The following is a 19766-nucleotide window of genomic DNA, read 5'->3' on the forward strand; positions in this document are numbered from 1 at the left end:
ATTTTTTTCAAGTTTCAAGAATAGTAAAAGGGTGCAATGGGTAGCCTCTAGAAACCATACCCATTAAACCTCATTACAACAAAAATTGGGCGCCATCCTATTAACAACTCAAAATATTTCTGCAAATTTATTTTAGTAATTAGAGGATTGGGATTGGGATTGGGATTGGGATTGGGATTGGGATTGGGAAACAACAATATAAATTTCCAATAATCCATAAAAAAAAGGATAAGATTCATGGATCTTATCCTTTCTATTGATAATCTAAATTAGATTTTTTGAGACTTTTTAGTCTCTAAGGGTAATTTCTTCCTCTACTCCATTTGGATATGTTAGCGTAGCTACATCATCACAAGTCCCATCTCCAAAATCAACATTGACAGAAAGTCCATTCTTTGATATATTCATATCTCCGCTAGAAATATAGTTACAGCCAATACCACTTGTCAAAGAAGAGTTAACCATAACATTATAGGTATTTCCTTCATAAACAACTGTCCAAGTACCATCGATACTATAAGTAGGTGTATCTTCAAATGTTATTGTGGTAGATTTGGTACCGTTATCAGATATAATAGAACCATCTTCCATTTCTACCATCATATCACTTGTTACCTCAAAAGTTATAGAACTTTGGTCTGTGTTCGTACTAAAAACATATGACCTTGATCCATTAATTTTAGTCTCGCCAACATAAAAATCGACATAGCTTGCAGTAAAAGAACCCGCTTCTCCTTGTTGATCATACGTAACAGTCAATGTTCCATTTACACTTGCGGTTCCGTTTAAAACACAATTATTAAAGGTTGCCGTATATCCAGTATCAGAATATACAGCGCTGTAGCATTCTTCATTCGTAGATTTTCCAGTAGAATTTTGATTCGAGAATAAATCGTACAACGCAATATCAACGCCACCGGTAATATCATCGGTTTCTAAAACGGCTTTTAACTCCGTTTCGGTAAAAACAACTTCTTCATTAGCGCTTTCATCATCACTACAACTATATGTGAGAAAAAATACGGGTAGGACAATACATAACTTTTTAAAAATTAATTTTAAATTTTTCATATTATTTACTTGTGGGGTTGAGCCTTATAAACGAAAAAAAGTTTTTTTAAGTATTGACCATAGAATATTTAACGATAGTAATCGACGAGGAATATTTTATATTTTATACTAAAGCATTTAGAATTATAGTTATTATCGTATACGATATATTATATTTGATGATGCTGACAAAGATAAATTTAAGGGACCAAGTACGTGATTATCTATTAGCTGAAATGATTACGGGAAATCTAAGAACTGGAAAAACCATTAATTTAGCTGCACTTTCAAGAGATTTAAATATTAGCGTTACGCCTATTCGAGAAGCATTGACACAGTTACAGCAGGCACATATTATAAAGGCCGTACCCAATAGAGGTTTTATCATTGCTGAATTAGATGTTAAAGAAGCCGAAGATTTATATGGCTTAGTAGCCAATCTAGAGGTAATGGCTATTGAAAATTCAGAGTTTACTGAAGAAGATATAGCTAAACTAATAAAACAGCAAGAGGTTTTTGAAAATGCGAAAGACGCAATTACCAGAATTCGAGCAGATTTAGAGTTTCATAGATTGCTAACTAGGGGGTATGAAAATGATTTGGCACTTCAAATTTTAAATGATTTAAAAACTCGTATTTTCTTTTATGAAAAGGCTTTTACCGATGATGATTCATTCTATAATAAATCTGACAATCAACATGAATCAATAATTTCTGCAATAGCTGACGATAATGTGCCAACAGCCTCACTCCTCTTAAAAATGAATTGGATGTTGATTTTGAATTATATTCAAAAGAAGCTTACCGAGTAAGTTATTTACTCTAAATCTTTAATTAATTCTTGAGCAGATTGAGTTATTTTTTGATATCCGCTATATGCCCATTTGCAGAAAAACGCAAATATTACTAGGGTTATCGTAAACACTATATATTGCTCTTTTTTAAAACTGATTAGAAAAACATCTTTATTCGACATAATTTTTGATGTTACCGGAACTATGAACAGTAGTCCTATAAAACCAAATCCAATTCCAATTTGTTGCAACTTAAGAAGTCTATTTTTCGTCTTTAAAAAAAGGCTTAAATTTTCTTTATACGAACCTTTTGAAATATCTATGTTTTTAATTCTCTTCAATGTTTTTAATACCATAAGGGGTAGTATTATAAGAAAAGAAAGGGTTAAAACTCCGCAAATCTGTAAATACCAAGTATCTAATTTGTTGAAATTTAATACTACTAAAAACGAAATAATGAAACAAACCAACGCCCCAAGAGTTTCATATTTGGTAACTAGAACAAATTTATTTTGATATTTCTGCTTGGTCATATCCAATATGATATCGTTAGTCAATTTTTTTTGTTGTTCCAATTCATTACTCATTTGTGACCATGCAGCTTGTAATTCTTCTATTTCCATGATTTAACTTTTAGTCATATTAGTTTTTAATTTTTTCTTTATTCTTGAGATACGTGTTCCTACATTACTAACTTGTAATCCTGTTATTAAGGCTATTTCATTATAACTTTTTCCTTCTAGTAGCAGAAAAATTAATCCTTTGTCTAGGGTGTTTAAATGATGTAAATGTTTATAAAGAAGACGTAAACGCTCTTCATAAACGTCATCAATAGAATCATTTTGTTTTATAAACACCTCTGCAATAGGCAGTACATCGGGTCTTCTCTTTTTCTTTTTTAAGTGAGTTATAGCCGTATTCATCGCCACACGATACATCCAAGTAGTTATCTTGGAATCTTGTCGAAAAGAATCGAAGTATTTCCAGAGTTGATAAACCACTTCTTGAAATAAGTCTTCTTGATCTTGTTTGTTGTCGGTATAAACAGAAGTCACTTTGTACAATAGTGCTTGGTGCTCGCGAATTAAATTAGTAAAGACTGTTTCTTTTAACATATTTAATCTACTCGTTTATCCATTAGTATAAGACAATTCAATTTCGTCACACTATTTGTGTATAGTTTTTAACTTACGGTAAAAAATATATAACTCGTACAACATGAGGTATTTATATACGTTTGATTAAAAAATATTCTGATATGCAATTTTTAAACAAAGAGATCGAGGCATTGACTAAAAGAAAAAATACCCCAGCACTTGCTAAAAAGCAAGTATCATGCGGTATTTTTCAAGATATTAAAGATATTCCGGTCGTTGAAGAACCAGTTGTCATTAAAACGGTATAGTTCTAACTTTTAAAGAGCGAAGTATCTAAACCAGGAATTAGGCTCAAAGCATTTTGATAATATAGTTTTTTCAACACATCGTCAGGCAGGTTTAGTCCGTACATAGACCAAAATGCATGGTATTTTTTATAATAAGGAAAGTATTCATCATTACTTTCCAGAACCCTGAAATAGGTGGGAAACTCTTCTGGTTTCCAACTATCCTTTCCAAAAAGTACTCTATCTTGATATTTTATAAAGAAAGCCCTAGCGTTTTGTGGTTGTCTACCCAATTCTGCAATTACAGCAGAAATACCCACATTCATATTTGGCATTTCATCTAATAGTTCTCCTAATTTTTTAAGGTTATTAGCGTGCCATCCCATATGGGCATTAATGAATTTTGTATTAGGGTGCTTTTTAAACACATTATGTTGCTCTTGTATAATCTGTTCAAACGGTGCTGGGTCTGCAGCGGTTCGCTTTCTACGTGGGTGAGTCTTTAATTCTAACCAACGCTCGTTATCAGAATCCATTTCATCCCAAAAAGATTTTGGATCTGCAGCATGTATCAATACAGGCACACCCATTTCGGCACATTTCGCCCAAATAAGATCTAGCCGTGGGTCGTCGATAGCCAAGCGCTTTCCATCTGCATCCTTATTTCTTAGTCCTAGACTTTTAAAAATTTTTAATCCCTTTGCGCCATTATTAATATCTTCTTCTAATTGTGAAGCGGCCTTTTTACCCCATTCTAAATCTTTAGCTCCTTCAAAATCTACATTGGCAAAAACTGCAAATCTATTCGGATAACTTTTATTAATGTTATCAATTTTCTCTTTAAGACTTTCGCCCGATCCACCACTTAAGTTTACCATAATAGCTTCGTTCATCACATCCATATCTGCGACTAAATCGGTAAGTGCTTCAATTGACATATCTCTCTGATGGCTATGAACATCTATAAATGGAAACTTTGCGCTAGTTATTTCTTCCCCGGGAACTACAAGAGTTGAAGTAGGATTATATTCTTCAAAACCCATTTCTTGTGCCATAATTGGTAGGGCCGTTAAAAGTAGTACTGCAGTGAATATTACAAGTTGAACTTTACTTAGGCTATTCTTCATTCTTAATTTTGGTTTGTATAATTAATTTATGGTATTCTTCTTCAGTATCGATATCTATTTGTTGATTTTCTGCGTCTAAAGAAATGATATTTTTTATATGATTCTTTAAAAGGTCCCTTGCGCCTTGATCTCCATTTAAACACTCTAATTCATTAAATAGGAATTTAGGAAATAATGCGGGCACTCCTACCCGTTTCCCATAGTTTGTTGCTACTATTTTAGTGGTATCTTTTTTAAATTGGTATATAAGGGAATCGAAATAATCTGAGGTCAAAAGTGGTTGGTCTGCAAGACAGATTAAAATACCATCAAGGTCATGAAATTTTTTAAGTATCTCTTTTACACCTATCGCGATACTATTACCCAATCCTTCATCCCAATTGGGATTCAATATCACGTCTACCCCTATTTGAGTTAAATTGCACTCTCTTTTTATTCTTTCGGCATGGGAGCCTAATACAACTGAAACTGTTCTTGCTTTACTTTTTTGAACCGTTTTAATGGTTTCCGTCAAAAAGTTGGAGTTTTTCCAAGGTAGTAATTGTTTTACCCCCTTCATACGTCTAGAAGCTCCCGCAGCCATTATAAGCACCACTACATGTAGGTTTTCGTTCAATGAGAGATGCTTTTTCTTTAATTATTTAATATAACGGTATCAGTTTTGGACTTAAAAATAGGTATTGTAATAACCATATAAATCCTAAGGAAATATAATGCTTTTAGCCCTTTCAACATCTGTGAAACACATGCTTTAACAATCTTTAACATTAATTTTTTTAATCCCTATAATTTAAATAAACTTTGTCCGTTCTGCTAGTTGAACCTATAATTAATGAATATGAAAAATTTTTTAAAGACCTTCAGTGTGTTTTTTGTACTGTCGCTACTTGTTTCTTGTGGTAATGCAGATGATGATGTAAATCTAGATTTGAACATTGGCGATGGTCTAGGAAAAGGTCAGGAAGTAGATGATTGTTTAGGCTTAGAACAAGGAGATCTAGTTTTATCTATACAAGAACAGTTTACAACTTTACCAGGCAAGGTCTCTGTATTCTTTAGAGTATCAGATACAAGCGGAAATCCTGTACCCGGTTTAACTGCTAATCAATTTACTATTTACGAACAAGGAAGAAATGATGATTGTTTCAATACAATTTCAACTTCAGAATCTTCAGCTCGTATTTCACCGAATTCACAGATTTTTTCTAATAACACCTTATTAGTATTAGATTTAAGTAATAGTGTGCTTAGTAGTAGCCTTGATGAATTGAAGCTTGCATCTACCAGTTTTATTGACGCTGTAATGCCAAGTACTTCTCAAGAGTCTGTTAAGATGGCGATTTACTGGTTTGATGGTGAAGATAATTTGCATTTATTGAATGAATTGACCTCATCAAAATCAGAATTAGTAGCAGCAGTTGATGGTATTACAGATTCTATCAGTAATGACCCATCTACCGATTTATATGGTGCAGTAATTAAGTCTACCGATATTGCTTCAGATTTAGTGAAAAAGTCCACTGCTGGTGGAAAAATTGGAGCTGCCTCTGTTGTAATCTTTACAGATGGTACAGACCAAGCTTCACGTTACACTGAAGATGCCGCCTTAAAGAAGGTAAACGAAGCTAATGCGAATATTTCATTCTTTAGTATCGGGTTAGGTGCTGAAATTGATACGCAAGTATTAACAGCAATAGGTAAAACGGCAAGTGTATTTGCTCAAAACAAAGACGAGTTGGAAAGAACGTTTAGAGACATCTCTGAAAAAGTATCAGAACGAGCTAATAGTTATTACTTATTCGAATACTGTAGTCCTAAACGTGATGGTAGTGGTGAAAACAATTTGGCTATCGAATTAAATACTGGTTCTAGGCAAGGTGCAGTACAAACCAAGTTTAATGCTAGTGGCTTCACAGGCGGATGTGAATAACCATTTCACTTTTAAAATATAGAAAGAAGCGTTTTTACGCTTCTTTTTTTTTGCTTTATCATTTAGCAAATAACTAATTGATTCTCATTTTGTTGAGAACTACTATCTTAATTTTTGAGCTGGTTGGTAAAAAATTGAAACGTCCGTTTATCGATTTGTCCCGTATATAAAACCGATTACACTAATATTAATTTAAAAAGTATAAAATGAAAAGATTATCCTTAGTTACTTTATTATCAGTAGCACTTCTTACTTCATGTGTTTCTAAAAAGAAATATGTAGCATTAGAAGATAACCTATCTCAAACACAGAGTTCACTTCAAAAGACACAAGTTGAAAAAGAAGAGTTAGAAGCTCAAATGGCGAAAATAGAAGCTCGTGTTGAAGAATATAATTCTAAAATTAACTCATTAAAAGAAATGAACGATAGCCAGTTCACTAGCGTTGATGATGTAGCTGTTATGAGTAACAACACAAAAGCTAAAATGAGAAATACATTGAAGAATGTTGACCCAGCTAAATTAGCCGGAGCTAAAACATTGCAAGATTCAATGAATTTAGCCGTATCGTACAAATTAAAGCAATCTATATCTGAAGAGGGTGAAGATATAGATGTAAGTATTGACAAGACGGTGGTGATGATCAATATTTCTGATGAATTACTATTCAACACAGCTAGCTACAACGTAAGCAGCAAGGCGAATAACATTTTGAAGAAATTATCTGAAGTTATCAAATCTGAGCCAAGCATGGAAGTTATGGTAGAGGGTCATACAGATTCTAGAACCATAAACACACCCATGGTTTCTGATAACTGGGATTTAAGTGTAAAACGTGCAACTTCTATTGTTCGTAAATTACAGAAAGAATATGGCGTTGATCCTTCGCAATTGATTGCTTCAGGAAGAAGTAGTTATTTACCTCTAGTAGAGAATGATTCTAAAGAGAACATGGCAATGAATAGAAGAACAAAGATTATTATCCTACCAAACTTGGATAAATTCTTTGCCCTTTTAGATGCAGAAGATAATTTATAAGAACGTCTATTCTTAAAGAAAAAGGGGAAGCATATGCTTCCCCTTTTTTATGTTTTTTAGTTTACCATTAATTATAAATCATGCCGTTTGGCACGTTAATGGTTCCCGTTTTCAAATCCACCAAAAAACCGTTAATTACAGCATATTCCACTTTTCCTTCCTTTTCTAAAAAAAAAGTAGGGTTAATTCCTGGTTCTAATTTAAGCTCAGGCATTTTATATTTAGGTCCTATTAAATGAATGGGAAAGGGAGAATTAATTTCACTACTAGGTATTTTGGCCATTCTCACAAAGCCATAGCCTTGTTGTAATAAATCTTTAAAATTCAATGCCTTTACTTCTGCTAAAGAATTTAAAGTCCTCGGATACGCCTTAGCCTGTTGAATGGTATATTCAGAAGCATCTAAGGTTTCATAACCATAATACGTAGAAAGGTCACCTTGGTCTAAAACACGACTACTATACCAAAATGTATTGTGTTCAGGATAGTCTACTTCAACTTGATTTATTCCTAAATCGATTGTATAGTTATTGCCCATTAAATTATAATTGACACCCGTAATCTTAAGGTCAAATAGTTTTCTATCGTTCTCAGGAATCTTTTCGTATTCTTCAATAGAAATAGTTTCGTACGATTTTTTAGCGATGGTATAAATTGCCGATAAAATAGACGTGTAATTTAATTTTCTGATTTCTTGTTTTTCAATATCCTCAGGATATCCGCCAGATTCAATTAGTATGGTGCTTGTGCCCCATTTCTGAATATTATCTCCGAATGCCCTTGGCTCAAAATCATCATTATATCGACCAACTTGACCAGGAGCATATTTCTGAAGAATATCATTCATAAATACTATAATTTTCATAGCATTACCACGTGTTTCATTAATGTCCTTTTCATAATTATAGGCTGGTGCTAGATACGATATGGTTGCTGGCTTTTCGGTACGTTCAGCATTATAGTATGTACTTTGATCATGTAAGTTAAATCCGAAATCTGCATTGAGACTATCACGAACTCTTTTTAAGGTTCTTGACTCTGGTGATTGTAATCGCAAGGCATCTCGATTAATATCGACTCCTAATAAGTTTCTACGTTGAAAAAGTTCTGCTCCATCAGGATTTAGCATGGGTAAAAAATGTACCGTTAAATTGGCTAAAATCGCTTCCTTTTCAACCTTAAAATCAGGACTATTAAAGAAATTTAGAATATCAAAAATAGCTTGTGTAGCTGTAGGCTCATCACCATGCATTTGCGACCACAGAAAAACATTTGTTTTTCCAGAACCAATACTTATTAAGCTTAAATCTTTTCCTCCAATAGATTTGCCAACCGTTGCTACTTTGAACTTTTCATTAGAAGCATAGTTATTTATTAAGGGTTGTATATCAGCTCTCTTAATACGTCTTTTACCAATCGATATTTCTTTATAATTCTCGTAGGTGTCATATAACTGCGACGTTAAATCTGTTGATTGACTCATTCCTAATAAAGAGAATGAACATACTATGGCAAGCACTATTTGCTTCATGACTTATTCTGTTTTCGTTTTAATTTAATTTTCTGATGTATTTTCTGGTAACTCTTTAAAATCTAAATCCTTCACAGCCTTTCTAACTTCGAACATAAAATCTTGTCCTGGGTCAGTCTTTTTGGTACGGTAGCCAGCATCTTTCTCTAACCATAAAGAATGATTTTCAAAAAGAGTATACTCGTAATGACCTATTAAATAGTCGATATTATATTTTTCCTTAAGATATCGAACCAACCAAATATTCGATTTCAACTGTGCTTTCGTTAGTGGTAATTCATCAGTGCCCCCAACATTTTCAACACCTATTGCACAGTGATTCAGTCCAATAACATGACGCGCCATAGTAGTTTCTGGCAAAAGTCTATAAATGGTACCATCTCGGTCAACCATAAATTGAGAGGATACATTTAGACCACTCACATCTTTAATATCTGGCCTCCAATTTGGTAAGGTAGCAGGGTCGAATGCTTCGAAAGATTTTTCAAAAGTCGGAATGACCGTCCAATGCAAAACTATAATTTTAGGAACAATCTGAGGAGTTTCTTGCTCTAAGCCATATCTATTTTCAAGGTATTCTAAGGTTAATATTTTACGCTCTTCATTAAAGGTAATTGGACGTTCCACAATCGATTTTGTAGTAGTACAGGAAACGAATAGTATGATTAACAAAAGATAATATGAAATTATTCTCATTGATTGATATTTATAAACTATCCTTTAATACAGCATATCTAATGGTTACTTTTCTTCTTCCCCATTCTTTTGCCTTCTCGACATTATCTCCCATGTAAATATCGATTCTGTTTTTCCATCTAGAATGCATTTTATCTTTTACGAGATATACCCCTTCGAAAGTATCAATTTTGACCATAGTATTGTAACCAAGTCCTTTATTCAATAAATCTCGAGATACGGCAATCCATTTTAAACCAGGTTTTATTGAATCACCCCATGCTGTAATGGCTGGGTGTTCATAAGATGTTTGATCTGGAAGTGAATTGTAGGCCGTAGCAGTTACTTGTATAGGAACCCAATCATATTTTTCATCCAAGCTTTCATCTGCACAGCAAATTACTGTTAAGCTTATGAATAATATGATTATCCTTTTTATCATACCTACTAATGTAGTTTATTTTCTAAAATTAAAAGGTCAGTATAACTTTCACCCCATGCCTCTTCCAATTCTTTAGGTACAGGCGTGAATGAATAAGTCAATGCGCTTAAAACAATATCTTCGTCACCATCGCCATCAATATCTGCCGAATCCATTAAGAACCATCTAGCCATTTTCATGTCTGTCAAATGCTCTTGTTTAAAAGTATAATTTTTACTGTTTTCATTCTCCAGATACACAAAATTATATTCAGGGTGATTTTCGTAATCAGGAAAAGTAGCCAAGAGAGCAAAATCCAAATCTCCATCCTGATCAAAATCTTTAGCAATTACTCGAGTTGCTCCATTTAATGGGTAAAAAAAAGTTTCCTTAAAGTTATTCTGGCCATCATTTAAATGAATACGCATTCCATGATAAGGCTTACTTACATATGATTCATCTGCATTGTCACCGTTAACCGTAATTATATCATCATAACCATCGCCATTATAATCTACCAGTTCAAACCAACTTGAGCCATATACGGGACTAAACCTAAGTACTTTTTCAACGGTAAATTCCAAATTTTCTTTCTGATATAAAATATAGACCGCTTCATCACCTTGAGCTGCTAAAACAACTAAATCATCTTTCCCATCGGCATTCATATCTTTTGGTATTACCCTTAATGTTCCTGGGATGTTCAAAAGCGACCTTTTTTTATAAAAACCATAGGAATCTTTTTCGAGTAAAGTCAACTTACCATGTAAGTCCCCAAATTCGCTTACCACGATCTCTTCAGTTCCATTTTTATCAAGATCTACATAAAGGGTATGAACAGGTCGATGGAGAGAATCCATTAACGATGCCGAGGTATTATTATACTTTAATATTATTTTTCCACTCGGAATCTCCGAAGGCACTAATAAGCCCATACTGGTAACATAAGCACTATCACCAATAATCTTTGCATCTGTAATGGCACGATTAAAATACCCTTTAAGTTTATTCTCTTTCGTTATCAAATCAAAAGATGCTAGTTCCCCTTTTCTTGTGCCTGTTAAAATGGTACTATTTGCTGTATCGATTTTTAAAAAGGTGTATAAACTTCCAACGGCACTATCCAAAGAAATAGGATTACTGTTAAACTGAGATAGCGATGCACTTTTTATTCGGTCATTTTTGTTTGTAATACTATCGGGAGCCAAATCAATGATATAATTTTTTAAAAGCTCCCAGTCATCTGCTTCAATAATTGGCTTACTTGGAAAGATACCCGTTTTTATTATGGCCATCTGTTCCGGGAAAGATAGATTATGATAGGGGTGATTTTCCGTAGTTATAATACCCATTCGGGCCGCCATTGCTGGGAGTACATTATTTTTCCAAATATCTTTTGGTAAATCTTGAATATCAGGAGCTATATGACAACTAGCACAATAATTTTCATACAAAACAACTTCCTTAGGACGATTTTCTGTAGTACATGAAATAGATAGAAACAAAAGGGAAATATAAAAAGCTGTTTTCAAATCCATAGAAATTATTATGATTTACTTATTATTTAATAAGTTTGGAAGATACCTATACCATTAAAATTTTGCAAGTGATAAATGAAGGCTTTTCTTTAAATTTGCATGGCTATGAAAAAAGAAAAAAAACCAGATAATGTTGTATTCAATGAAGAAACCCAAGAGTATCATGGGAAGCTATCACCTTTTGCTACAGGTGTATCTGCTCCAAAAATAACACCGCCAGATGTTACTTCATGGAAAAACACACATATCGTAAGTGCCAATAACCAATTTAAGGCCCAATACGAAGAACTACAGAATTCGTATAAAAAATTGATGGACAATTTTGAGTACAACAATTTAGTCTACAGTGCTAAGTTTAGTTTTGAGCCAATTGTAGGCAAGGAATATCATTTGTACAAAGCTAAAGACGAAAGCACATTTCTGTCCTTAATTTTACCTCAAGAATGTAACTTTGACCATGTAGGCAGTTTTAGACTTGCTGCGGATAAAACTTGGGAAAGATTATAGTTAATCTAACCTATTTAATGGACGTTGCCTGTTCTAGAAACGAATCTCATTACATTTTAAAAATTTAAAGAAAATTACATTACGAATGAGGAAAATTAAACTATTTCTAGGTATTGCCTTGGTTGGGATTATTACTGCCGCTTATTTCAACTATCCAAAGTTAAACCTTATGTCTGGGTTTGCTTCTAAAAATATGGCTTCTAGCGTATTTATTGCTGATAGAGAACCAGTAGATGTTTCATTGTACGATAATGATATACCATTAGTGAATTTATCTGACTGTGCCGTTTCCGAAGCAGATGAATCCGCTACGGCAACAGTATACGGACTCATGCCAAGAACGGCGGTGTACAAAGAAGGTATAGGTGCTGTACTTACCAATAAAGAGTTTTCGAAACATAATTTTGAACTAATTCCTAATAGGTTTGTAACTATGGATAGTTTGCCTTTCCCATACGGCAACAACGGAGTTATGGACACCGTTTTAGAAAATGTTGATTATGATAAGTTAGAAGTGGCTTTCTCAAATGCATTCAAAGATCCGGAGCAAAAAACAAGGACTCTTTTAGTGGTGTACAAAAATCAGATTATTGGTGAACGTTACATTCGTGGGTTTTCAGAGGATACTAAAATACTAGGCTGGTCAATGACTAAAAGTGTATTATCTACCCTATATGGTATTTTGGAATACCAAGGTAAAATGAAGATGGATTTTAAACCATTTTCAGATGAAATACGGATGAAAAGCCCTAAACATAATATAACCATAGACCATCTGTTACGAATGCAAAGCGGATTAGCCTGGGACGAAAACTATTTTAAAATTTCTGATGCTACACGTATGCTTTTTTTGGATTCTGACATGACCTTGGCACAAAGAAATAAAGACGTCATTGCAGCTCCTACAGAAGTTTGGAACTATTCTTCTGGTACTACCAATTTATTGTCTGGCATACTGCGAGAACAATTTAATACCCATCAAGAATATTTAGATTTTCCTTATAAAACATTGATTGATAAAATAGGGATGCATTCAATGCTTTTAGAAACCGATTTAACTGGAAACTATGTATTATCATCTTATGGATGGGCTACAACACGAGATTGGGCAAAGTTTGGAATTTTATATTTAAACAATGGCGATTGGAACGGTGAACGCATCTTTTCCGAAACTTGGGTAGATTATGTTGCTGAACCTACAGAACATTCCAACGGAACCTATGGTGCGCACTTCTGGTTGAATGCAGAGGGTAAATATGTCGATATACCTACAGATTTATATTCGGTTAATGGATTTCAAGGTCAACGCATTTTTATTATTCCCTCAAAAGATTTGGTCGTGGTACGCACAGGTTTAGAAGAGCAGACCGATGAACAGTTCAATACCTTACTGAAAGAAATCATTCAATCTATTCGATGAATAGGTTGAAATTTTAACGAATCTAATACAATACCACATTTTTACTGTCATACACCACAGATTTCTCTTACGTGACAACAATAGTTTCTAGAAACTAGGCATCCTTTCTATATTTACAGTGTTATTAAAAACGAAATAAAAATTTTTCATTTTCATATAGTGTTCTCGTAAAAGAGTCTGATCTTCTAAGATCGGACTCTTTTTAGTTTGAGCAAATTTCCGTTTCCAGTCTGCGATTTTTAGTTCACAGCAATCACTATTCAGTATTCAATTTAAAAAAATATCAACAGCTAAAAGCTATTGGCTAAATACTGAATTAAGGTCAAGCCAAAGTGAACTAACAATCAATTTACGGCAGCCAATTATCGGTACCGAAGTTTGGTTTACGTTTTTCAAGAAATGCATTTCTACCTTCTTTGGCTTCCTCGGTCATATAAGCTAGTCGTGTAGCTTCACCAGCGAAAACCTGTTGACCTACCATGCCATCATCTGTAAGGTTCATTGAGAACTTCAACATTTTAATAGAGATAGGAGATTTCTCTAAAACTTCTTGTGCCCACTGAAAAGCAGTGTCTTCTAATTCATGATGTGGAATCACAGCATTGACCATTCCCATATCAAAAGCATCTTGTGCAGAATAGTTTCTACCCAAGAAAAATATCTCACGTGCTTTTTTCTGTCCCACCATTTTAGCCAGGTATGCAGAACCATATCCACCATCGAAACTGGTAACATCGGCATCGGTCTGTTTAAAAATGGCGTGTTCTTTGCTGGCCAATGTCATATCACAAACCACATGAAGACTATGTCCACCACCTACGGCCCATCCTGGTACTACAGCAATGACCACTTTTGGCATAAAACGTATCATACGTTGAACCTCTAAAATATTAAGTCTATGCTGACCATCTTGCCCAACATACCCTTTCTCTCCCCTAGCCTTTTGATCACCACCACTACAAAAAGACCATATTCCGTCTTTGGTAGAAGGCCCCTCAGCTGACAGCAATACCACTCCGATAGAAGTATCTTCTTGTGCGTCATAAAATGCCTTTATCAATTCACTGGTTGTGTGTGGTCTGAACGCATTACGAACATTAGGTCGATTAAAAGCGATACGACCCACACCATCACATTTTTTATAGGTTATATCTTCAAATTCAATGGCCGTTTGCCAGTTAGGTGATTTCATAATTTCTAACAATTCAATTGTGGCATAAAGATAAGGGTTCATAGGTAACCTTACCAAATCTGAAAAATGGAAATGGTATATATCGAGCGCTTGGTGTCTTAATCAAACGCGTTATTTATCCTATGGTTTGTAATAATCTTTTGTTACCATTTGTGCTATGTTTACAACTTCAACTAAACGTTAGAATGAGACAAGCCCTTTATGCCTTTATAAAATCTGTCCATAAATTTTTAGCACATATATTTCATGAGTATAACACCAAGTTGCCCTACCTCATTACGATCATTATAGCCTTAATGGTCGTGGTCGGTGGAATAAATTTGTTTATAGAACTTACCGAAACGCTAAAAACAGAACTTCTTGCTCGATATGATAGTTCGATAACGGAGTATATAATTTCATACCGCTCTCCTTCGCTTACTTCATATTTTAAGTTTGTGACCAACGTAGGCGATTTTTATGGGTATTTGATCGTATTGGGTATTTTTCTGGTCGTTTCTTTATTCGTTTTTAAAAGATGGAAATTTGTAGCACAGGCAACGTTGGTGCTCGCCTTGGCTACCGTTTCAAATATGATGTTAAAACGTTTTATAGACCGTGCCCGACCAGGTATAGAACACTTAGTTTCAGTTGAAACTCTTAGTTACCCCAGCGGACATGCCATGAGTGCGATGGCTTTTTATGGCTTTTTGATTTTTCTTGTTACTAAATTCGATATTCATAGGATAGCTAAGGTGTTAATTTTAACAGTTTTGGTTTTGTTGATTTTAAGTATTGGTATAAGCAGAATATACCTAGGGGTTCATTTTCCATCGGATATTGCCGGCGGATTCATTGCCGGATTCATTTGGGTAGTCTTCTGCGTACTTGTCTTCTATTTAATTGAGATTTTTAGAAGAGATTCACAAACCTAATCTACTTTTGCTATCAAAACACTTCAAAATAACAGTACAGCTACCATAGCATTCAATGATTTTAATACTTTCGTAGTTGATATTGTAATACACTAAGTACGATAATCTTAAAATAATAAACGAATATGTCAACAAATAAGATTGCTTTGGTTACTGGCGGTAGCCGTGGATTGGGTAAAAACATGGCGTTAAGTATTGCTAAAAGAGGTTTAGATGTGATACTGACCTATCACTCTAACAAAGAGGCAGCTGACGATGTGGTTGCTGAAATTAAAAAGCTTGGGCAACAAGCGGTTGCCTTTCAATTGGATACGAGTGATACTTCAGGATTTAAAGCATTTTTTGAAGGGATATCTACCTATTTAAAGGAAAAGTATAATGCCGATTCTTTTGATTATCTGATCAATAACGCGGGTACTGGCATTTACAAGCCTTTTTTAGACACAACCGAGACCGATTTTGATGAAATGATGAACATACACATTAAAGGGGTTTATTTTTTAAGTCAACAAGCAGTTCCTTTATTATCCGATGGTGGCGGAATTATTAATATATCTTCTGGACTAGCCCGTTTTTCATTACCAGGTTCGTCCGCATATGCAAGTATGAAAGGGGCTGTTGAAGTATTCACTAAATATTTGGCAAAAGAGTTAAGCAATAGAAAAATAAGAGCCAATGTTGTGGCACCTGGTGCAGTGGCTACCGATTTCGGTGGTGGTGAGAATAAGGATAATGAAAAGAAACGTTCTTTAATTAGTCAAAACACAGCTTTAGGTCGTGTTGGGGAACCTGAAGATATTGGTGGTATTGTAGCCTTTTTATGTACTGAAGACGCTCGCTGGATCAATGGTCAACGTATTGAAGCCTCTGGTGGAATTATGTTATAACATTTCTAAACTTCAAGTTAGACGTTTTTCAAATGATATTAGACCGTTCTAATTTTTTATATTGAAAACATGGAATCCCAATGAAACAACTGTACTCCTCAGGTTCGTTATAGATACCCTGAAGATTATGTAAAGACCATACATTTGTCTGGAATCAAAAGATTAGCATGGAGCGGAAATCGCCGCTATGAAACTGGTTTCATAAAAGCTCTGGGTTGATTCAATAGATGTATTCTGATGACTTTTTAATATAAGTATGTCTTTAAAGAATAAAATAAAAACACCTAAAAAATAACGAACCCTAGGCTTGTATCAAACTAGTGTCAATAGTCCTTTTTTAATCCCGTTCACAAAGTACATCTTCACTTTACCCCTATTCTTTGCCTCTATTTCACCCCGATATTCACAATGAAAATCTGATTTTATAAGCTCATAAGTACTCTGGGAAATATTGATCTTTCCGGGTTCAGACATTGATTCCATGCGCGAGGCAACATTTACCGTATCTCCCCAAATATCATATGCGAATTTTTTAGTACCGACCACACCCGCTACAACCGGACCTGTATTAATACCGATACGGATATCAAAATTCAAGTCACTGGCCTTGACATCTTGTTTTGTGTCATAAACAAATTGTGCTATTTCGGTGGCGGCCAAGACCATCTTCTGTGGGTGGGTTTCTTCTGATCCATGCAAACCGCCGGCGCACATATAGGCATCGCCTATAGTCTTTATTTTTTCCAGACCATGTTTTTCTACAATGGCATCGAACTTAGAAAAGTAGAAGCCTACCGTTTCTACTAAAGCCTCAGGTGAGAGCTTTTCCGAATAACTGGTAAAGCCTTTAAAGTCGGTAAACAAGACCGTAACCGCATCGTATTTTTTGGCTTTTACCACACCATGCTCCTTTAGTTCCCGAGCAGTTTCCTCGGGCAGGATATTGAGCAATAAATGATCCGAGCGATCCCGTTCTTTCTCGATAATGGCTTTAGTTTTACGAATGAATGCATTGCGTCGAAATAAACCAATGGCAAGTAGGCCAATCAAGAATAAGGCTACTGCCGTTGCAATTGCAATGTTGCGCTGGTTTTTTCTTCTTTCATCTAGAAGATCTACTTCTATTTGCTTTTGGGAAACTTCATAATTGGTACGCAAATCGGCCATTTGCGTAACACTTTCAATATTAATGAGAGTATCCCTATATGCAATATGCTTTTTATAGTGTTCGTATGATGATACCAAATCACCTATTGCTTCATATAAAACAGAAAGTTTAAGATGAGCTTCACTTATCTGCTCCTTAAGGTCATACGTATTAGCCAAATCTAAACTTCTATGGGCGTAACCAAATGCGGTGTCATGGTCGTTCTTTCTAAAATAAATATCCGACATGTAGGTGAGGTAGACCGAAATCGGGTAATAATCCTCTAATTCTTCCAGAATCGCTATTGCCCCGTTTATATTCCTTTCTGCAAGAACATCTTTTCCTCGTTCGGCATAAATCATCCCTAGGTTACCCATACCGTATGCTTGACCAATTGGATAATTTATTTTTTCAAATATAATTCTTGCCTCTTCTGTATAATTTAGGGCCGAGTCTATTGCACCATTATTAAAATAATCATCACCGGCATTCAATAGTGCAGTGGCAATTTTAATGGAATCGTTTGCCTTCCTTAGTAACAGAATTCCTTTACTATAATAGGCTTGGGCATTACTTGAATTCTCCATAGCAGAATACGTATCTGCGATAGAAATCATTAGGGAGCCTATTCCTATTTCATATTTGTTGCGATTAGCAAAATTTAGACTTTTAAAATATGAACGTAATGCTTCTGCATTGTCCCCTCTGAATTTAAGAGCATTACCCTTTTGCAAATAACCTTTATGAAGGAAGTAAAACGAGGAATCTTTAGATGCCTTATTTATTAGTAAGTTCGAAAATGTAAGCAATCTATCAGGATTTGTTTCTGCTTCGGAAATCTTGGATAATAAATCTAATTCACTTTCCTCATACGAGCCAGATTGATATTGAATTATTAAACTATCCGCAAGTATCTGGTCTTGTTGCCCCATCGCCAATGAAATAGCAAGACAAAAGAATCCTATAGAGAAATAGGCTTTGCGTTTAAGTGACATTCCTATTCATTAAAATTGTTTACATTAATTCATTTTTAGTTTGGGATCTATAGAATAGTCACCGATTATGGTAGTACCACTACCTACTGAAAAATTTATTGTATACGTTGTAATTCCTGATTTTGCCCCATTATTAACATTTCCACCCATATGTGTGCGTCCTGCACCTGGACCTGCCAATGGGTTTCTTACATTAATTCCTATTTGGTCCTCTTTTAAAACAATATTAGATACCAACACATAATGGTCGTTGTTATTAGCTATATCCATTACGGCTCCTACCCAGGCAATTTGAGAATCGCTATGCACATCCGTTATAAAATCTGATTTACCAAATGGGTCAGTTGGTGTTTGGGTAGGTGTATTTGGATCTGTCCAATTACTCGAAATGAATACACAGTCTAATACGTTGGGATTCGATTGAATGGCTACTGTATCAACATACAGCATTATAAGCACGTCGGTTGTTTCTGGTTTTGGCATAATAGTAATTTTTCAAATTGATTTCCGTTTATGATTACCATAAGTAATTGGCAATTTTTTGTTTTATTTTAAAGGCGCTAACAGTTTAGCATCAAGTAGCGGTTGCCTTAATTCATTTTGAGTTTAGGATCTTGATCTTGAATACCAGTTACATTAGTAACTTGATACCTGATGATATATTCCTCAGTTCCTGTAATACCACTTTTTATTGTTCCTGTCCAACCATTATTTTGATTTGGTTTCTTCCCAGGTTCAAAAAATGCTCCAGGAGTTATGGCTTGTATACTTGAAATATTGTTAGCGACTCCACCCTTGGAAAGGCCAAATGCGTATGTGACAGTATCCCCAGCATCGACGTTTGTAGTAAAAGCTTTATCAGCAGTTTCAGTATCAACCCATGTTGCTCCGTTATCCTGAGAAATTGACAAAGGGTGATAATTAGCAGTTGTAGCAAAGATTTGAATAGTATGATTTGCCATAATAAAGTTTTTAAATAGTTAATTAAAATGATTTCTCTTTATATGGAAAATACACCAGATGATTTTACAATCTGAGTGTAGTAGGACGAAGATGCACAATTATTGTCCGAAAGTATCTATATTATTACCAAAGCTATTTTCGGATGTACAGTTTTTACGCCATTTCCAAAATACATATTCACGTTGCCACGATTCTTGGCATAAATTTCGCCGCGATATTCGCAAACAAATTCTGATTTTACAAGGTCACAAGTG

The 19766-nt window shown here is 34.6% G+C and carries 21 protein-coding genes; 8 read left to right on the forward strand and 13 right to left on the reverse strand.

Translation table 11 applies throughout. From position 1 onward, the window contains the following. Positions 1–288: 288 nt before the first annotated feature. Entirely contained in the window at positions 289–1071 is a 783-nt protein-coding gene (locus BMY56_RS14075) for a hypothetical protein (protein ID WP_091625558.1), read from the reverse strand. 158 nt (positions 1072–1229) lie between these two features. On the opposite strand from BMY56_RS14075, the gene BMY56_RS14080 reads away from it, so the two are divergent. Then, positions 1230–1862 carry a GntR family transcriptional regulator gene (locus BMY56_RS14080; protein ID WP_245737231.1) on the forward strand — a complete coding sequence of 211 codons (633 nt, stop codon included), beginning with the start codon at positions 1230–1232 and terminating at the stop codon, positions 1860–1862. A gap of 5 nt (positions 1863–1867) precedes the next feature. On the opposite strand, the gene BMY56_RS14085 is transcribed toward BMY56_RS14080, so the two are convergent. Together BMY56_RS14085 and BMY56_RS14090 are read right to left on the reverse strand one after the other, a co-directional pair. Further along, the gene (locus BMY56_RS14085; RefSeq protein WP_091625564.1) at positions 1868–2467 is read right to left on the reverse strand and encodes a hypothetical protein; all 600 of its coding nucleotides are present in this window, start codon (positions 2465–2467) and stop codon (positions 1868–1870) included. A gap of 3 nt (positions 2468–2470) precedes the next feature. Then, positions 2471–2959, reverse strand: coding sequence for an RNA polymerase sigma factor (locus BMY56_RS14090; RefSeq protein WP_091625566.1), 489 nt, complete (start codon positions 2957–2959; stop codon positions 2471–2473). 143 nt (positions 2960–3102) lie between these two features. Between BMY56_RS14090 and BMY56_RS18695 the strand changes: the two genes are divergently transcribed. Next, positions 3103–3249 (forward strand): hypothetical protein, encoded by a 147-nt coding sequence (locus tag BMY56_RS18695; RefSeq protein ID WP_177170977.1) that lies wholly within the window; start codon positions 3103–3105, stop codon positions 3247–3249. Positions 3250–3251: 2 nt separating this feature from the next. Here the strand turns inward: BMY56_RS18695 and BMY56_RS14095 are convergent, their stop codons facing one another. Beyond that, a complete protein-coding gene (locus tag BMY56_RS14095) occupies positions 3252–4355 on the reverse strand; it encodes an amidohydrolase family protein (RefSeq protein ID WP_091625569.1) in 1104 nt (367 codons plus the stop codon). After that, positions 4345–4971 (reverse strand): nucleotidyltransferase family protein, encoded by a 627-nt coding sequence (locus BMY56_RS14100; protein ID WP_143057824.1) that lies wholly within the window; start codon positions 4969–4971, stop codon positions 4345–4347. The genes BMY56_RS14095 and BMY56_RS14100 overlap by 11 nt, the downstream gene beginning before the upstream one ends. 222 nt (positions 4972–5193) lie before the next feature. Here BMY56_RS14100 and BMY56_RS14105 point away from each other — a divergent pair, with 222 nt between their 5' ends. Continuing rightward, the gene (locus BMY56_RS14105) at positions 5194–6285 is read left to right on the forward strand and encodes a vWA domain-containing protein (RefSeq protein ID WP_177170978.1); all 1092 of its coding nucleotides are present in this window, start codon (positions 5194–5196) and stop codon (positions 6283–6285) included. Positions 6286–6491: 206 nt separating this feature from the next. Next, positions 6492–7322 (forward strand): OmpA/MotB family protein, encoded by an 831-nt coding sequence (locus BMY56_RS14110; RefSeq protein WP_091625577.1) that lies wholly within the window; start codon positions 6492–6494, stop codon positions 7320–7322. A gap of 67 nt (positions 7323–7389) precedes the next feature. On the opposite strand, the gene BMY56_RS14115 is transcribed toward BMY56_RS14110, so the two are convergent. From BMY56_RS14115 to BMY56_RS14130, 4 genes are read right to left on the reverse strand one after another with little or no spacing between them, the layout of a single operon-like run. Then, positions 7390–8853, reverse strand: a complete 1464-nt coding sequence (locus BMY56_RS14115) for a M14 family metallopeptidase (RefSeq protein WP_091625579.1) — start codon at positions 8851–8853, stop codon at positions 7390–7392. Positions 8854–8877: 24 nt separating this feature from the next. Beyond that, complete coding sequence (locus BMY56_RS14120; RefSeq protein ID WP_091625582.1) at positions 8878–9549, reverse strand: N-acetylmuramoyl-L-alanine amidase; 672 nt, start codon at positions 9547–9549, stop codon at positions 8878–8880. A 10-nt stretch (positions 9550–9559) separates the two neighbouring features. Then, a complete protein-coding gene (locus BMY56_RS14125; RefSeq protein WP_091625584.1) occupies positions 9560–9970 on the reverse strand; it encodes a 3D domain-containing protein in 411 nt (136 codons plus the stop codon). 5 nt (positions 9971–9975) lie between these two features. Further along, positions 9976–11487 (reverse strand): FG-GAP repeat domain-containing protein, encoded by a 1512-nt coding sequence (locus BMY56_RS14130; protein WP_091625587.1) that lies wholly within the window; start codon positions 11485–11487, stop codon positions 9976–9978. A gap of 105 nt (positions 11488–11592) precedes the next feature. On the opposite strand from BMY56_RS14130, the gene BMY56_RS14135 reads away from it, so the two are divergent. Together BMY56_RS14135 and BMY56_RS14140 are read left to right on the forward strand one after the other, a co-directional pair. After that, positions 11593–11994 (forward strand): DUF2452 domain-containing protein, encoded by a 402-nt coding sequence (locus BMY56_RS14135; RefSeq protein ID WP_091625956.1) that lies wholly within the window; start codon positions 11593–11595, stop codon positions 11992–11994. A gap of 85 nt (positions 11995–12079) precedes the next feature. Next, positions 12080–13414 carry a serine hydrolase domain-containing protein gene (locus tag BMY56_RS14140; RefSeq protein ID WP_091625589.1) on the forward strand — a complete coding sequence of 445 codons (1335 nt, stop codon included), beginning with the start codon at positions 12080–12082 and terminating at the stop codon, positions 13412–13414. A gap of 349 nt (positions 13415–13763) precedes the next feature. Here BMY56_RS14140 and BMY56_RS14145 read toward each other — a convergent pair whose 3' ends face one another. After that, positions 13764–14606, reverse strand: coding sequence for a 1,4-dihydroxy-2-naphthoyl-CoA synthase (locus tag BMY56_RS14145; RefSeq protein WP_091625959.1), 843 nt, complete (start codon positions 14604–14606; stop codon positions 13764–13766). A 185-nt stretch (positions 14607–14791) separates the two neighbouring features. On the opposite strand from BMY56_RS14145, the gene BMY56_RS14150 reads away from it, so the two are divergent. Further along, on the forward strand, positions 14792–15520 hold the full coding sequence (locus BMY56_RS14150) for a phosphatase PAP2 family protein (protein WP_091625591.1): 729 nt from the start codon (positions 14792–14794) through the stop codon (positions 15518–15520). A gap of 125 nt (positions 15521–15645) precedes the next feature. Continuing rightward, a complete protein-coding gene (locus BMY56_RS14155; RefSeq protein ID WP_091625594.1) occupies positions 15646–16407 on the forward strand; it encodes an SDR family NAD(P)-dependent oxidoreductase in 762 nt (253 codons plus the stop codon). 312 nt (positions 16408–16719) lie between these two features. Here BMY56_RS14155 and BMY56_RS14160 read toward each other — a convergent pair whose 3' ends face one another. The 3 genes from BMY56_RS14160 to BMY56_RS14170 form a co-directional block, all read right to left on the reverse strand. Then, positions 16720–18549, reverse strand: a complete 1830-nt coding sequence (locus tag BMY56_RS14160; protein ID WP_091625597.1) for an adenylate/guanylate cyclase domain-containing protein — start codon at positions 18547–18549, stop codon at positions 16720–16722. Positions 18550–18573: 24 nt separating this feature from the next. Then, positions 18574–19032 carry a hypothetical protein gene (locus BMY56_RS14165; protein WP_091625599.1) on the reverse strand — a complete coding sequence of 153 codons (459 nt, stop codon included), beginning with the start codon at positions 19030–19032 and terminating at the stop codon, positions 18574–18576. Positions 19033–19139: 107 nt separating this feature from the next. Then, the gene (locus BMY56_RS14170; protein WP_091625602.1) at positions 19140–19511 is read right to left on the reverse strand and encodes a hypothetical protein; all 372 of its coding nucleotides are present in this window, start codon (positions 19509–19511) and stop codon (positions 19140–19142) included. Between the last annotated feature and the right edge of the window lie 255 nt (positions 19512–19766).

Origin of the sequence: Maribacter orientalis (assembly GCF_900109345.1) — a bacterium.
Taxonomy (GTDB): Bacteria; Bacteroidota; Bacteroidia; order Flavobacteriales; family Flavobacteriaceae; genus Maribacter; species Maribacter orientalis.

Bases quoted from the DNA above. Each gene is read 5' to 3' on its own strand.
- BMY56_RS14075 (WP_091625558.1), bottom strand. From the start codon at position 1,071: ATGAAAAATTTAAAATTAATTTTTAAAAAGTTATGTATTGTCCTACCC.
- BMY56_RS14080 (WP_245737231.1), top strand. From the start codon at position 1,230: ATGATGCTGACAAAGATAAATTTAAGGGACCAAGTACGTGATTATCTA.
- BMY56_RS14170 (WP_091625602.1), bottom strand. From the start codon at position 19,511: ATGGCAAATCATACTATTCAAATCTTTGCTACAACTGCTAATTATCAC.
- BMY56_RS14140 (WP_091625589.1), top strand. From the start codon at position 12,080: ATGAGGAAAATTAAACTATTTCTAGGTATTGCCTTGGTTGGGATTATT.
- BMY56_RS14155 (WP_091625594.1), top strand. From the start codon at position 15,646: ATGTCAACAAATAAGATTGCTTTGGTTACTGGCGGTAGCCGTGGATTG.
- BMY56_RS14130 (WP_091625587.1), bottom strand. From the start codon at position 11,487: ATGGATTTGAAAACAGCTTTTTATATTTCCCTTTTGTTTCTATCTATT.
- BMY56_RS14160 (WP_091625597.1), bottom strand. From the start codon at position 18,549: ATGTCACTTAAACGCAAAGCCTATTTCTCTATAGGATTCTTTTGTCTT.
- BMY56_RS14120 (WP_091625582.1), bottom strand. From the start codon at position 9,549: ATGAGAATAATTTCATATTATCTTTTGTTAATCATACTATTCGTTTCC.
- BMY56_RS14115 (WP_091625579.1), bottom strand. From the start codon at position 8,853: ATGAAGCAAATAGTGCTTGCCATAGTATGTTCATTCTCTTTATTAGGA.
- BMY56_RS14090 (WP_091625566.1), bottom strand. From the start codon at position 2,959: ATGTTAAAAGAAACAGTCTTTACTAATTTAATTCGCGAGCACCAAGCA.
- BMY56_RS14145 (WP_091625959.1), bottom strand. From the start codon at position 14,606: ATGAAATCACCTAACTGGCAAACGGCCATTGAATTTGAAGATATAACC.
- BMY56_RS14165 (WP_091625599.1), bottom strand. From the start codon at position 19,032: ATGCCAAAACCAGAAACAACCGACGTGCTTATAATGCTGTATGTTGAT.
- BMY56_RS14135 (WP_091625956.1), top strand. From the start codon at position 11,593: ATGAAAAAAGAAAAAAAACCAGATAATGTTGTATTCAATGAAGAAACC.
- BMY56_RS14110 (WP_091625577.1), top strand. From the start codon at position 6,492: ATGAAAAGATTATCCTTAGTTACTTTATTATCAGTAGCACTTCTTACT.
- BMY56_RS14125 (WP_091625584.1), bottom strand. From the start codon at position 9,970: ATGATAAAAAGGATAATCATATTATTCATAAGCTTAACAGTAATTTGC.
- BMY56_RS18695 (WP_177170977.1), top strand. From the start codon at position 3,103: ATGCAATTTTTAAACAAAGAGATCGAGGCATTGACTAAAAGAAAAAAT.
- BMY56_RS14085 (WP_091625564.1), bottom strand. From the start codon at position 2,467: ATGGAAATAGAAGAATTACAAGCTGCATGGTCACAAATGAGTAATGAA.
- BMY56_RS14105 (WP_177170978.1), top strand. From the start codon at position 5,194: ATGAAAAATTTTTTAAAGACCTTCAGTGTGTTTTTTGTACTGTCGCTA.
- BMY56_RS14150 (WP_091625591.1), top strand. From the start codon at position 14,792: ATGAGACAAGCCCTTTATGCCTTTATAAAATCTGTCCATAAATTTTTA.
- BMY56_RS14095 (WP_091625569.1), bottom strand. From the start codon at position 4,355: ATGAAGAATAGCCTAAGTAAAGTTCAACTTGTAATATTCACTGCAGTA.